The following is a 14,347-nucleotide window of genomic DNA, read 5'->3' as shown; positions in this document are numbered from 1 at the left end:
AATAGGTGCTTACAGAAAGAAATTCGGTTTATCACCAGAGCTACAAATCGGACATAATTCTTCTGCCCCTTTCCAGGAAGGGAAGTTAGTGTGACATTTTTTACAATTAGCTTGGACGAGCGAAAAACTTTCTTCCTCACTTATGTGAACATTATCAGTGATTTGCACCGCTTTTTCTCTGCAAATATCGCTGCAAAGTCGGCATCCACAGCAGTTATGGTCTGTTAGCTTGAGTGAGTCTTCAGCAATGCGGAATACATCAGAAGGACAAATCATAAAACAGGCTTTGCATAATGTACAATCTTCATGATTCAACTTTATCTTAAAAAATGACCAACCTTTAAATAGGTTTGAAGTTTTGAAACTGTGTTCATTGAACCGCCATTTAATTGGCGTCAAAGATGTAAGAACGGTATTTTTGCTATTGGAACCAATTCTGGCAAAAAAAGCACGCCTTGATATCATTTGCGGATGTTCGCTCTCTGCTTCCACATGTTCTACAAAGGATAGTTGCTCAAGCTCCATTTTCGCAAGTATGTTATTTACCCGGCTCACTACCTCGCTAAGTTCTTCGTTAACAGAAGATTCATGGATAGATCGTATTCCTTTTTTATGATAATAAAGGAGCTCTGCGACTGTGGGTAATACATAGCCATTCTCCAGCAATACATAATTCCGGATGATTCTCCTGGATGGAGATTTGCCTTTGATCGCCTGTACCGGACAAACCGTGGTACAAACACCACAGATTGTGCACAGGTGGTTGCTAATAGTTATTTCTCCATTAACAACTCTTATTGCTTCAGTTGGACATTTGTCTATGCAGGTTGTACAGGAACTCATAGGACTGATTTTTCTTGTACACGAGTAAGAAATTTCCAATTCATAACTTAAGCTCTCAATCCAATTGCCAATTAGCGACATGGAAGGTCACCCCAATATTCATTTTAAGTATCATTCCTTTCGCTGCGCTCAAGGCACAATACTACTTCCTTATTATTTTACGATGAAAGTCTGTTAAAAAAGGCGTGTTCGTCAGAAATTCATCTAGATGTAAAGGAATGTTCACAAAACAACTAACATGAATTTGAAAAAAAAAGCAGAAAATATCGGGTTTAACACAGGAAATGATGGGCCGATCAGTGAAAAACCCTATGACTGATTAGGTGAAATCCTTCACATAGTAAGTGGTCATTCTCCACATAATGTTTATTGTTTCACAAACTTTGTTGCCATATAGTGAAGATGTAATCGAAAGGTGGTGTAATCAGATGATAGCGTCAATGGAAAAAAGAGCAGGATCGGCGATGATTTTCACTATTATTGCAGACTTATTTAAGCCGCCTACTATGGAGACATGGCAAGAAATCGAGGATAACCAGCTACTGAATAAGCTGGAGAGAATGGCCAGGGATTTATATGGTATCGAATTCCCATTAGACGGAATCTTACCTGAAGACTTTGAGCATTTTTGCGAATTACATAAAAAGGTGATTGGGTCTGTAGCAGAGAAAGCAGTTCTCCCGGTAGAGTCGCTGTATAAACCGTGGACACAGGATGAAACTTGTACTCTTCCATTCGCCCGAGAAAAAGGCTATCTGCAAGGGGATCCTACCATGCATATTGCCTTCCTTTTAAATGAGCTGCAAATAGAAATTCCTAGACAGTACAATGGTATCCCCGATCATTTGTCTATTTTGCTTGAGCTGGCAGCGTATTTCCTAGAGCATGCTCCAGAAAAATTCAGTAGGGAGTTCATGGAGGACCACCTGGACTGGCTACCTGATTTTAAAACAAAGCTGAAGGAAAAATCGGCCCATCCTTTCTATGAAGGGATTACTGATTTTTTAATAAAAGTAATAGAAGCACAGAAAAATGATTGATGGAAAAGGTCAATGAAGGTGGTGGTGCTTTCTGTGCGAGCAATGATGCAATTGCCAGAGGGAGAGGCCAGTTTGAATTTGTACGAGGCTGTCTGCCTAACGGAAGGCGGGGACGGGTCAAGAGAAAAAGGAGGGCTAGTATCATGCTAGAAACAAAACTATCAAGGCGAGGATTCATTAAAGCTTCTGCCGCAACAGCTGTCCTGGCATCAGCGGGGACGGTTGGTTTTAATGAGTGGTCGAAAGAATATGTGAAAGCAAGTGCTAACACGAAAATTAAAGAGATTCCTAGTACTTGCAATGCATGCTCAAGCAAATGCGGAATGGTTGGACATGTAAAGAATGGACGATTATGGAAGCTTACCGGGCATCCAGATCATCCTTATTCCAAAGGAAAACTTTGTGCCAGAGGCCATGGATATGCAACAGTTGTATATTCTCAAGACAGGCTGACCCAGCCATTGAAACGATTAGGAGAGAATAAATTCGAGCCGATCACCTGGGAGCAGGCCTATAAAGAGATTGCTGGAAAATTGACACAGATCATCAAAGAGCATGGTCCCCAGGCAGTTGCGTTAACAGAAGATCCAAGAGCTTCAGGGAAATTCTATTCGCCAAGATTCATTAATGCGCTTGGCTCAGCCAATTATTATACACATCATGTAGTTTGTTCCAACTCAAGAGATGCAGGTTTTCTTCATACGGTTGGTGTAACTGCAACAAGTGCTGACATCAGCAATGCAAAATACATCATGTTCATTGGCAGGAGCTATGGAGATGGGATTCGTCCGAGTTCGGTCCAGTCTTTGGCAGCCGCCCGGGACAATGGGGCAAAGATAGTCATCGTGGATCCTCGATTGAATAATACGGCTAATCTCGCAACAGAATGGCTGGCAATTCGTCCAGGAACCGACCTTGCCCTCGTGCTGGCAATGTCACATGTTTTAATCAAGGAAAATCTCCACGATCTGAATTTTATTAAAACATACACCGTTGGTTTTGAAGCATATGCCAAAGAATTAGCAAAATATACTCCGCAATGGGCAGAGGGCATCACGGGAATTCCGGCTGCTGATATTAGCCGTATCGCAATTGATATGGGCAAAGCAAAACCAAAAGCCCTGATTGAACAATCCTGGAGAGGTGCATTTGGCTGCAACTATGAAAATAGCACAGAAACCGGCCGTGCGGTGGCCATGTTCAATGCGTTACTAGGAAATTACCAGCAAAAAGGCGGAAGTATCTTTGGAGTTAAACCGCATTTAGGAAAACTGGATGAGCAAAAATACCCTAATCCAAAGGAACCAGAGGCACCAAAAGCAGGCAAAAAGGAATTCCCTCTTGCCTACGAGGGTAGTGGTGTTGCCACGATCGTCGCGAAAGAAGCACTGGAAGGAAAAATGAAGGCGGCTATTTACTACCATTCCAATGCTGCCCTTGGTTATGGGAATCCTAAAGTGATGAAAGAAGCATTTTCAAAACTGGACCTTGTTGTCGCGATAGATGTGCAAATGTCTGAAACAGCTCAATTAGCTGATTATGTTCTGCCAGAGGTAACTTATATTGAACGGGATGAAGTTATCGAGAGTCTTTCAGGTAAGGTGCCTGGAATTGCCTTAAGACAGCAAATGGTTGAAAAGGTTCACCCTGACACAAAGCCAATTCATGAGATTTACACAGAGTTAGCAAAAGCATGCGGTGTTGGTCAATACTTTAATTTTTCTCTAGATGAATTGAACGAAGCAAAGCTTGCACCGACTGGTATAACCTATAAACAGCTTAAAGAAAAAGGCACCATTATGTTTCCTGCGGAGGAAATTACAATAGGTGAAATGCCAAAAGTAAAGACCCCATCCGGAAAAATTGAGTTTTACAGTGAAACGTATAAAAAAGCGGGTTATAATCCAATTGTCGAATGGATTGAGCCTAAAGTGAGTCCTGCGAATGATTCATTCCGGCTAATCACGGGAAAACAGGCGATTCACAGCCACACTCAAACTGCGAATTTGCCAATTTTAATGCAAATTACAAAAGATTATGATTTAGAAAGAATCTGGATCAATCCTGTTCGTGCTAAAGAACTAGGAATAAAGGATGGCGACCTTGTTGAAGTGAAATCTAGTGAGGCTACCAGCAAAATCCGCGTTAAAGTAACAGAACGAATCCATCCTGAGGCAATTTTTGTTCCGAGCCACTACGGAATCACATCTAAGGATTTAAGGACTGGTTACGGTGTGGGCTTTAGCTACATGGAGCATGTACCGTTCGATTTTGAGAAATGGAGCGGAGCAGGAAATATTCATGAAGTCATCGTTAAGGTTAGGAAGGTGAATAGCTGATGGCACGCTATGGAATGATGATAGACACTAGAAAATGTGTCGGCTGTTATGCATGCCGGGTAAGCTGCCAGATGCAGAATGAACTCCCGGTGGAAGAGTCGTTTATTAAATTTTATGAAAAAGAAACGGGTATTTTCCCTAACGTCAAAAATGAGATTATCCCAGTGCAGTGCCAGCATTGTGAGGATGCACCATGTGTAAGTGTGTGCCCGACAAAGGCTACCTACACGACTGCAGAAGGCATCGTCCTTGTTGATTCTGAGAAATGCATAGGCTGTAAATATTGTATGGTAGCGTGCGATTACGGAGCAAGAACACAGAATCACGAAACCGGAGTAGTAGAAAAATGCCGATTCTGTTCTGAGCTTGTGGCGGAAGGGAAACAGCCGGCATGCGTAACGACATGCATCAGCAATGCCAGGATTTTCGGTGACCTTGATGATGCGAACAGTGAGGTATCAAGGGCTATTGTCCGATTGAATGCTCAGCCTTTAAGACCGGATTTAGGAAAGGCAAAAATTTATTACGTGAGGTGAATATAAATGGTTTGGGGAACGATTATCGCAGCTTATTTATTCCTAGCTGGTCTCAGCGCCGGCGCGTTTTTAACTTCTTCCTATTCAGCGAGGAGATATCCAAATTCTGCTGCCGTCCGAATTGTTGGCAGACTCATTAGTCCAATCTTGATGGGAATTGGCCTTTTGCTTCTCATTTTAGATGCCGAGGCTGGTCTAAAGAATCCATTACGCTTCCTTTATTTGTTTACAAATTTCAAATCAGTTATGACGATCGGTACGTATTTCATTAGTTTTTTCATGATGGCTGCCGCTTATATTGCCTTAATGGAGCTGTTGAAAAAAGAGATAAACAAAGTCATCGAATATGTAGGCATCGTTTTTGCTGTAGCAACTGCCATTTACACAGGATTTCTGATTGGTGTAATCGGTGCCGTTCCGCTATGGAATACAGCTATCTTACCAATCTTGTTCGTCGTTTCTGCACTTTCAACAGGAATTGCTGGCACAATGCTCGGGGCAGCTTTGGTTGATAAGAAGGTCATCCATCAAGTATTGTCCATTAAAAAAATTCACTTAACATTGCTTGTTACGGAAGTCTTCCTGCTTTTCACCATGTTTTTGGTCACTTCTTCCACCAATGAATCGGCCGCCCAATCTGTATCTAAGCTGTTGACTGGCGAATACAGTGCAATCTTCTGGGTTGGCTTGGTGATCATCGGACTTCTGGTGCCAATCATTATCGAAGGACTAGAGTTGTTTTCATATAAAAAACTGAGTAATAGCCGCGCTGGACAAGAAGTTGCAGCAGGAGGTACAAGCGGAATTACATCCACCCTCCTAACTGAAAGCGCCGTTCTTGCCGGCGGATTTATCCTGCGTTATCTTTTGCTCGCCGCTGCAGTGCCTATCATCTTTTTATAAAAGATGTTTCTTGAAGTAATATTAAAAGAAAAACGAATCAACGTGAAGTCGTGGGAGAAGACTTCACGTTTTTTTGCGTAATGTCACTCAATGTTAATAAACAAACCACGTTACTCTTAAAATCGGAGGTTACAATGGAGTTGTATAGAGATCGCGGTGGTGAGGGATTGCAATGTTAATGCAAACAGAATATTTGGCAGAAATTGTCGATGATCTGCCTGAAGGCATGATTATCATGGATGAAGAGCGGATAATTCATTACCTTAATAAAAAGGCCAGCAAAATGACTGGCTGGAAGCTAGGAGAGAAGGTGCCATACTGCTCTTATTGCCAGGGAAGAGCAGTGAACGAGGATGAGAATCGCTGTATTCTTACTGCGGATAACCCCATTCCATCTTTTAACTCCCACCTAGCTGTGTATGAAGGCCTTGAAGAGTTTGAAATGTCCTTGAAAAAACGGAAGAATTATTATGTTCTCCGGATACAGAAGCCTGTGCATAATGAAAACAGCGAACGTGCCCGGTTCCATGAGCTACTAGTCCGCGAGACGCTGCTAGCCCAGGAAGCGGAACGGAAGAGGATTGCTAGGGAATTACATGACCATATTGGACAAAGTGTGTATAGTATTTTCCTTGGTCTGGAGGTTATAAAACAGGGGATTTTCGATCACAAATACCAGCAACATCTATTCAATATGATGAACGTTATTGAGAAAACACTTGAAAATATTAAACAGCTGACCAAAAGCCTTCGTCCAGAAATGATCCATGATATTGGCCTCGAAAAATCGCTTCGTCAGGCAGTAAGGGACTGGAGAAAACTGTATCAGATCGAAATCTTCCTTGAAATGGAGCTGGATAACGAACAGAAGTTTGACCCGGAAAAGGAGCTTCATTTATTCAGAGTCATACAAGAAAGTATTTCTAATTCGGTTCGCCACGGACAAGCATCCTATATCTCCATTCATTTAAAAACCTATTATCAATATGTCTTCTTTGATTTTTACGATAACGGAAACGGATTTAAACTAGAAGCAGGGAAAAAGAAAGGCCTAGGTTTAAAGCATATGTATGAGCGTTGCAAAATGCTTGATGGAGATATCAAATGGCTTAGCAAAGAGGGAGGACCAACCAGAATCGAAGGGTTTGTATCTTTGATCAAAACGGAGGGAGAGAGGGAAAGTGAATGTAATGATCATCGACGACCATGAGATTGTCAGGGATGGATTAAGCATGCTGCTTCAACAATCTTTTTGTATTGACGGAAGGATCTGTGCCTGTGATGGGTATGAGGCTGTAAAAGCTGCCGAAAATTTTCCAGCAGATCTCGTCCTCTTAGATCTTTCAATGCCTGGTGGATTGGATGGGATGTCAACCCTGGAAAGACTAAGGAAATTGCTTCCAGAGGCTAAAATTGTCATCTTCTCAATGCACGATGATATCGGCTACCAGAAACAAGCATATGAGGCAGGAGCGGACGGCTTTTTAATTAAACAGTTGAAGCGGGATCATCTTATCCAATCCCTTGACCAGATCTTGGCAAACCAGAAGGTATTCGATACGCATATTTGGGAAAACGGTTCACAAGGTGTTGGTTTCAATTTGGTCGATCTTCCGATTACCAAACGTGAAAAAGAAGTTTTTGTCCTGACAGTTAAAGGATATTCACAAAAAGATATTGCAGAAAGACTGGACATATCAGTAAAAACAGTCGAAAACCACCGGCAGAAAATTGGCGAGAAGCTCGGTACCCACAAGCGTTATGAATGGGTAGAAACCGCCAGGAAATACAATATATTCTATTCTTAGTAACAGGGCCGATAAGTGTCCTGTTTTTTTCTGAGGTTTGATATTTAGACAGGTTAGAGGTTAGGAGGGACAAAGTTGTCAAAAAAGCGACGTTATTTTGACAGGTTTGGAAGTGAGAGGGGAAAAGTTGTCAAGAAACCCCTATCACACGGATCCTTGCCGGATTTATGGGCTGGTCATTCTTTTTAAGTGGATTCTATCGAAAATTATTTTGTGTCGAGTTATAATAGATATTTAGAGTAGGAGTCGAAACTGTTTCCTTGAAACCTGGAAAGAGTCGGTGCTACAACGACAAATGCAATATAATGCAGAATAAAAACGCAAAAAGAATGTTGGAGGATAATATGGCTACATATACCCCTATGATCAAGCAATACCTGCAAGTGAAGGCGGATTACCAAGATGCCTTTTTATTTTTCCGACTGGGAGATTTTTATGAAATGTTCTTTGAGGACGCGCTCAAGGCATCCCAGGAGCTAGAGATCACACTTACAAGCAGAGAGGGCGGCGGGGAGGAACGGATTCCGATGTGCGGGGTGCCGTACCATGCTGCTCCAAATTATATTGAGCAGCTGATAAATAGAGGCTATAAAGTGGCTATCTGTGAACAAACGGAAGACCCAAAGACAGCCAAAGGCGTCGTAAAGCGTGAAGTAGTCCAGTTGATCACACCTGGAACAGTGATGGAAGGGCATGGACTTCTGGAAAAAGAGAATAATTTTATTGCCACGGTAACTGTCTTTTCTAATAATCAATACGGTTTTGCCTGCAGCGATCTTTCAACAGGAGAAAGCAGGGCTACCTTAATTAAAGGAAGTATGGATGAGCTAATCAACGAACTATCGATTTCTGGCGCAAAAGAAGTTGTCATCGAAAGCACGCTATCGCCGGAAATCCAGCAAAAACTAAAGGAACGCTCCATTCTGGCCTTTTCCATTGAAGATAACAGCGACGTGAATGAGAATTTTTCAGCGTTATTTTCGGAACTGGATGAGGAGGCGCTGATCACAACCACTTCCAGATTGTTCCATTATCTTTACCGAACCCAAAAGCGAAGTCTTGACCATTTACAAAAAGTGACCGTTTATCAAGTGCAGCAATATATGAAGATTGATTATTTTTCCAAGCGGAATTTAGAACTAACGGAAACAATCCGTTCGACAGCGAAAAAAGGCACGCTTTTGTGGCTGCTGGATGAAACGATGACAGCGATGGGCGGAAGGATGCTGAAACAATGGATCAACCGGCCGCTGATTGACAAAACAGATATCGGCCGCCGACAGGAGCTAGTTCAATTATTCGTTGGCCAGTTTTTTGAACGCCAGGAGTTGCGGGAAAAATTAAAGGAAGTATACGATTTGGAACGATTGGCAGGCCGTGTTGCTTTTGGCAATCTGAATCCAAGAGACTTGATGCAACTGAAAAGATCATTGCTTCAGGTGCCTGTGCTGAAGGACATACTGGTGAATCTCGATCACAATGAAGCAAAAAGAATGGCAGAAAGGCTTGATCCCTGTGAGGAAGCTGCCGATTTGCTCGAGACGGCAATCGTCGACCATCCTCCTATCTCTGTAAAAGAAGGAAACATCATCCGAGACGGTTATGACCATCAGCTGGACCAGTATCGGGATGCCAGTCGGAATGGGAAGACATGGATTGCGATGCTGGAGCGCGAGGAGCGGGAAAAGACGGGCATTAAATCACTAAAAGTTGGTTATAATCGAGTGTTTGGCTACTATATTGAAGTGACCAGAGCGAATTTGCATTTGCTGCAGGAAGGGCGATATGAAAGAAAGCAGACTCTTTCCAATGCAGAGCGGTTCATTACTCCTGAGCTAAAGGAAAAGGAAGAATTGATCCTTGCTGCCGAGGAAAAAAGCATCGAGCTAGAGTACCAGCTATTTACCGGCATTCGCGAGACGATCAAAGAATATATTCCGAGATTGCAGGCCCTTGCCAAGGCGCTCAGTGAACTCGATGTCCTGCTAGGCTTTGCAGAGCTTAGTGAGCAAAGGCATTATGCCAGACCTGTATTTTCCCCTGACCGGAAAATACACTTGAAGGATGGACGCCATCCGGTGGTCGAAAAAGTGATGGATGCGCAAGAATACGTGCCTAATGACTGCTATATGGACAAGGATCGTGAAATCCTGTTGATTACAGGTCCGAATATGTCCGGGAAAAGCACCTATATGCGCCAGATTGCATTGACCGCCATTATGGCTCAAATTGGCTGCTTCGTTCCTGCTGATGAGGCCGAACTGCCGATTTTTGACCAAGTGTTCACTAGAATCGGGGCCGCAGACGATCTTGTTTCCGGTCAAAGTACGTTCATGGTCGAAATGCTCGAGGCGAGGAACGCGATCATGAATGCCTCCGGAGACAGCTTGATTTTATTCGATGAAATCGGCCGGGGAACTTCCACCTATGACGGCATGGCACTCGCTCAGGCAATGATTGAATACATCCATAATAAAATTGGTGCGAAAACATTGTTCTCAACGCATTATCATGAACTGACCACCTTGGAAAAGGATTTACGGAAATTGAAAAATGTTCATGTCAGCGCAGTGGAACAAAACGGCAAGGTCGTGTTCCTTCATAAAATCAGAGAAGGTGCAGCTGATAAGAGTTACGGTATCCATGTTGCCCAGCTGGCTGAATTGCCGCAGGAACTGATTGAACGCGCTGCGGAAATCCTGCAGATCCTCGAGCAGACGGACAATCAGAGTTCTGATGTCCACGATTTGAAAAATGGATTGAATACCATTCGACCATCTGCGGAAGAAAATCTTCAGGCAAGGGAAACAGCAGCGGCAGCACAATTGTCCTTTTTCGATGAAGAGCCTGGACAGCCAAAAAACAATAAAGCAAGCAAGAAGGAAAAGCAGATCCTCGAGCAATTAAGTGAACTGGAAATTCTCGATATGACCCCGTTACAGGCGATGAATATGCTCTATGACTTGCAAAAAAAGCTTCGTAAGTAATACTAAATATACCAGCTGGAGGGAAGAAAATTGGGGAAGATCATTCAGCTTGATGATGCACTATCGAATAAAATTGCTGCCGGTGAAGTGGTTGAACGGCCGGCTTCTGTTGTAAAGGAGCTGCTTGAGAACGCGATTGATGCCAACAGTTCGGTAATTGAAATTGATTTGGAGGAAGCAGGACTAGCGAAGATAAGGATTACAGATAATGGCGATGGCATCGAGGAAGAAGACGTTCTGATTGCTTTCCAAAGGCACGCTACAAGCAAAATCAAGAATGAAAATGACTTGTTCCGGATCAGAACTCTCGGGTTCAGGGGAGAAGCCTTGCCAAGTATCGCCTCTGTTTCCAGGCTCGAAATGAAGACATCTACCGGATTAGAAGGCAATAAAGTGTTGATTGAAGGCGGCAAAGTTGAAACGATTGAAAAGGCAGCCAGCCGAAAAGGAACGGATATCACGATCTCTGACCTATTTTTTAACACTCCTGCACGCCTTAAATATATGAAGACCGTCCATACTGAGCTTGGCAATATCACCGATGTTGTGAATCGCCTGGCACTTGCAAATCCGAGTATTTCATTCAGGCTTGTTCATAATGGACGTCAACTTTTGAAGACGACCGGAAATGGAGACGTTCGCCAGGTGCTAGCTGCTATTTACGGCATCAATATGGTCCAATCAATGATCCCGATTTCCGGAGAGTCATTAGATTATAAAATAACTGGCTATATTTCGATGCCTGAGATTACACGGGCATCAAGAAACTATATATCGACGATGATCAACGGACGGTTTATCAAGAACTATGCGCTGGTGAAGGCGATCCAAGAAGGGTACCATACCCTGCTCCCGATTGGCCGATATCCTGTTGTCCTGCTTACCATCGAAATGGACCCGTTGCTCATTGATGTGAACGTCCATCCTTCAAAAATGGAAGTGCGATTGAGCAAGGAACAGGAACTTAATCATCTTGTCACCAGTGTGATTAAGGATGCTTTTAAAACAAAAGAGCTGATCCCAGCAGGGGTTGCACAGAAACAGGAAAAGGCCAAATCAGAACAATTCTTCTTGGAACTGGACCACACGGAAGATGCTGACCACAAGCAGGATAACGGATCAACACCTGGGGTCAGCAAACCTTTCGTCGAGGAAAAAGCAGCAGAGCTGAGCGAGCGCTATAAAGCAGCAGGACAGCAGGAATTCACTAAAAATGAGCTGCCAGACTGGCAAAATGCCATAGTGGCCCAGGAGCCCTTCATGGAGCCGAAGTTCAAAGTGCAAGAGGAACAGCATAATGTTCCGATCAATAGCCAATTCGGTACAGAGGACGTTAAGGACGATTCTGAAATTCAAGCAGAGGAAAAAGCATTACGCGTTCCTCCTTTATACCCAATCGGGCAAATGCACGGAACGTATATTCTTGCCCAAAATGAACGTGGCTTATACATCATTGACCAACATGCTGCTCAGGAACGGATTAAATATGAATATTTCAGGGAAAAAGTAGGCCAGGTGACGACTGAGCTGCAGGACTTGCTGGTGCCGATCACCCTTGAGTATTCTGCCGATGAATGCCTGAAAATCAGCGAATATCAGCATGAGCTTGAGCGAGTTGGTGTCATTCTAGAGCCATTTGGCTACAATAGTTTCATTGTCCGCTCACACCCTCAGTGGCTCCCTAACGGCGAGGAAAAAGAGTTAATTGAAGACATGATTGAACAGCTTTTGCTAATGAAAAAGGTGGATATTAAAAAGCTGAGAGAGGAAGCGGCGATCATGATGAGCTGCAAGGCATCGATCAAAGCGAATCATTTCTTACGTATTGATGAAATTCAGGCTTTGCTGGATGAACTCCGCCGTGCGTCTGATCCATTCACTTGCCCACATGGCAGACCAATCATCGTTCATTATTCAACCTATGAAATGGAGAAAATGTTCAAAAGAGTGATGTAGTCTGAGAAAACAGTGTTCCTAAAAGAGGACACTGTTTTTTTAACTCTTTAAAAAGTATGTTTATTAGTGTAAAATTACACTAATAGAAATTTTTTTCAAGGAGATCATTCTTACTACTTGATTTTTATAGGATAATAGGAGAGGGGATTCTATGGTGGTCTTTTTGTTACTGATTTTAGTTATGCCAATAGTGATACTCGTTTTTATTGTAGCTTTTGCAGTGAAAAATAAGGAGCAGGGGGGAGAAAAAGTGGTTAGACATATTTACACTTACCTAGTTTTATTTGCGACATTGATGATGGTTATAGGCGGAGGGGTGTCCATTTTTATGGCGGCAGCAGACCTTGCAAGCCCGACAGGTTATTATCAAAGTTTTACAGACTATAAGCAAATGACGATAGCTGGTAAAATAGAAGGTTCAAAAACGGAAACAAGCGATGATGAACTGCGAAGGAATTACGAGATCTATGTAAAAGAGGAAAAATTACGTCAAAAAGACGGGGCGATCAATCAAATCATTAAGAGTCTTGGTTTTATTGTCATTCCACTTCCGGTTTTTCTTTACTTCAACAGACTGAGGAAGCATCAATCTGAGTGAAGAGAATTTTTCGGAATATGGGAAAGACCGCTATAATAGCGGTCTTTTCATCAAAAGGAGTTTACCTGACTGCCGGCTGAAGTTTATGGATATACTGCAAGGCTTTCCCTGTACCAATGGCAACAGATTCCAGTGGGTTTGGAGCGATATGCACTGGGACAACCATTTCGCTCCCAAGCCATTCCTGCATGCCGTTCAGCAGGGCGCCGCCACCAGAAAGGATTACGCCGCGATCAACTATATCGCCGCTCAGCTCTGCTGGGCAATCTTCCAAAGTCGCGCGGATTGCTTCCATGATATGTAGCAGAGCTTCCTTAATAGCATCTCTAATCTCATAGGAATGAAGAGTAATCGTTTTTGGAAGCCCAGTTACGAGGTCACGGCCGCGAATGTCCATTTCCAATTTCTCATGGTCTATAAGCGCGTAGCCAATTTCTATTTTGACTTTCTCCGCGGTTCTCTCACCGATCAGAACATTGTATTCCTTGCGGACATATTGAATGATATCCTCGTCCAGTCTGTCGCCGGCGATTCGAATGGAGTGGCAGGCGACTACGCCCCCATAAGAGATAATTGCCACTTCCGTCGTACCTCCGCCAATATCGACAACAACATTTGCGACGGGTTCATCGACAGGAAGTCCAGCCCCAATCGCTGCGGCTATGGGCTCCTCTATTAGATGGACTTTTTTTGCGCCCGCGTTTCTGACGGCATCCTGAATTGCGCGGCGCTCTACACTAGTTGCACCAGAAGGTGTGCAGACAACAACATCTGGTTTACGAAGGGAGAAACCGCCTTTTTTGGAGGCTTTTTTCATTATTTGTTTCAGCATTTCTGTCGTCATATCAAAATCGGCGATCACTCCGTCTTTCAATGGTCGGATGGCAACGATTTTACCAGGTGTCTTTCCGATCATTTCCTTTGCTTCTTTGCCAACCGCAAGAACCTGCTTCGTTTCTGTGTCAATTGCTACAACGGAAGGCTCGTTTAGGGCAATCCCCTTATTTTTACTATAAACTAGAATATTGGCAGTACCTAAGTCAATTCCGATTTCTGTTGTTGATAACATAGTTTGTTCACCCAGTTCCTTCATAATTATTAAACCATCATAAACTTCTATTAACCTATCATGATTTTGGGGGTGGGAAGGCTTTTGTTACCGAATCGTTATGGAACTGTAAAGGTTGAGGAAATTTTTCTCATTATAGGAAAGGAGAGAATAATACTTAGAAAGAAGGGTATAATGCATAAATGTTCAACTGCTTCTTATTTAATGGTAAACTAACTATAAGATGTCCTAATTTAAAATCGGACCCATCCGTAAAAAGGCAGTGTGA

Annotated in this window: 11 protein-coding genes; 9 read left to right on the top strand and 2 right to left on the bottom strand. The window is 43.0% G+C overall.

Features of this window, described 5'->3' with window-relative positions; genetic code table 11:
• Positions 1-9: 9 nt before the first annotated feature.
• Positions 10-924 carry a 4Fe-4S binding protein gene (locus J2S25_RS02940; RefSeq protein ID WP_128721494.1) on the bottom strand — a complete coding sequence of 305 codons (915 nt, stop codon included), beginning with the start codon at positions 922-924 and terminating at the stop codon, positions 10-12.
• A gap of 347 nt (positions 925-1,271) precedes the next feature.
• Here J2S25_RS02940 and J2S25_RS02935 point away from each other — a divergent pair, with 347 nt between their 5' ends.
• The 9 genes from J2S25_RS02935 to J2S25_RS02895 all read left to right on the top strand — a co-directional run bounded on the left by J2S25_RS02935 (position 1,272) and on the right by J2S25_RS02895 (position 13,010).
• Complete coding sequence (locus tag J2S25_RS02935; protein ID WP_052806960.1) at positions 1,272-1,883, top strand: TorD/DmsD family molecular chaperone; 612 nt, start codon at positions 1,272-1,274, stop codon at positions 1,881-1,883.
• A 143-nt stretch (positions 1,884-2,026) separates the two neighbouring features.
• Complete coding sequence (locus tag J2S25_RS02930; RefSeq protein WP_044391822.1) at positions 2,027-4,222, top strand: molybdopterin-containing oxidoreductase family protein; 2,196 nt, start codon at positions 2,027-2,029, stop codon at positions 4,220-4,222.
• Positions 4,222-4,758, top strand: a complete 537-nt coding sequence (locus J2S25_RS02925; protein WP_307191198.1) for a 4Fe-4S dicluster domain-containing protein — start codon at positions 4,222-4,224, stop codon at positions 4,756-4,758. The genes J2S25_RS02930 and J2S25_RS02925 overlap by 1 nt, the downstream gene beginning before the upstream one ends.
• Before the next feature lie 6 nt (positions 4,759-4,764).
• Entirely contained in the window at positions 4,765-5,661 is an 897-nt protein-coding gene (gene nrfD, locus J2S25_RS02920) for an NrfD/PsrC family molybdoenzyme membrane anchor subunit (RefSeq protein WP_307191197.1), read from the top strand.
• 172 nt (positions 5,662-5,833) lie between these two features.
• Positions 5,834-6,871, top strand: a complete 1,038-nt coding sequence (locus J2S25_RS02915; protein WP_307191196.1) for a histidine kinase — start codon at positions 5,834-5,836, stop codon at positions 6,869-6,871.
• Entirely contained in the window at positions 6,852-7,469 is a 618-nt protein-coding gene (locus J2S25_RS02910; RefSeq protein ID WP_241768426.1) for a response regulator transcription factor, read from the top strand. Before J2S25_RS02915 ends, J2S25_RS02910 begins: the two co-directional genes overlap by 20 nt.
• Positions 7,470-7,813: 344 nt before the next feature.
• A complete protein-coding gene (mutS, locus tag J2S25_RS02905; RefSeq protein WP_307191195.1) occupies positions 7,814-10,456 on the top strand; it encodes a DNA mismatch repair protein MutS in 2,643 nt (880 codons plus the stop codon).
• Between the two features lie 30 nt (positions 10,457-10,486).
• Positions 10,487-12,412, top strand: a complete 1,926-nt coding sequence (mutL, locus tag J2S25_RS02900; protein ID WP_307191194.1) for a DNA mismatch repair endonuclease MutL — start codon at positions 10,487-10,489, stop codon at positions 12,410-12,412.
• A gap of 151 nt (positions 12,413-12,563) precedes the next feature.
• Positions 12,564-13,010, top strand: coding sequence for a hypothetical protein (locus tag J2S25_RS02895; protein WP_307191193.1), 447 nt, complete (start codon positions 12,564-12,566; stop codon positions 13,008-13,010).
• Between the two features lie 61 nt (positions 13,011-13,071).
• Here J2S25_RS02895 and mreBH read toward each other — a convergent pair whose 3' ends face one another.
• On the bottom strand, positions 13,072-14,079 hold the full coding sequence (mreBH, locus tag J2S25_RS02890) for a rod-share determining protein MreBH (protein ID WP_044391829.1): 1,008 nt from the start codon (positions 14,077-14,079) through the stop codon (positions 13,072-13,074).
• Between the last annotated feature and the right edge of the window lie 268 nt (positions 14,080-14,347).

The sequence above is a fragment of the Mesobacillus stamsii genome, assembly GCF_030814065.1.
GTDB classification, from domain to species: Bacteria; Bacillota; Bacilli; order Bacillales; family Cytobacillaceae; genus Mesobacillus; species Mesobacillus stamsii.
The sequence above is the reverse complement of the archived record's forward strand: the minus strand, read 5'-3'. Positions and strand labels throughout refer to the sequence as shown.

Excerpts from the sequence above, each read along its gene's own strand:
- mreBH (WP_044391829.1), bottom strand. The coding sequence starts at position 14,079 with ATGTTATCAACAACAGAAATCGGAATTGACTTAGGTACTGCCAATATT.
- J2S25_RS02910 (WP_241768426.1), top strand. The coding sequence starts at position 6,852 with ATGATCATCGACGACCATGAGATTGTCAGGGATGGATTAAGCATGCTG.
- J2S25_RS02935 (WP_052806960.1), top strand. The coding sequence starts at position 1,272 with ATGATAGCGTCAATGGAAAAAAGAGCAGGATCGGCGATGATTTTCACT.
- mutS (WP_307191195.1), top strand. The coding sequence starts at position 7,814 with ATGGCTACATATACCCCTATGATCAAGCAATACCTGCAAGTGAAGGCG.
- J2S25_RS02915 (WP_307191196.1), top strand. The coding sequence starts at position 5,834 with ATGTTAATGCAAACAGAATATTTGGCAGAAATTGTCGATGATCTGCCT.
- J2S25_RS02895 (WP_307191193.1), top strand. The coding sequence starts at position 12,564 with ATGGTGGTCTTTTTGTTACTGATTTTAGTTATGCCAATAGTGATACTC.
- J2S25_RS02930 (WP_044391822.1), top strand. The coding sequence starts at position 2,027 with ATGCTAGAAACAAAACTATCAAGGCGAGGATTCATTAAAGCTTCTGCC.
- J2S25_RS02940 (WP_128721494.1), bottom strand. The coding sequence starts at position 924 with ATGTCGCTAATTGGCAATTGGATTGAGAGCTTAAGTTATGAATTGGAA.
- nrfD (WP_307191197.1), top strand. The coding sequence starts at position 4,765 with ATGGTTTGGGGAACGATTATCGCAGCTTATTTATTCCTAGCTGGTCTC.
- J2S25_RS02925 (WP_307191198.1), top strand. The coding sequence starts at position 4,222 with ATGGCACGCTATGGAATGATGATAGACACTAGAAAATGTGTCGGCTGT.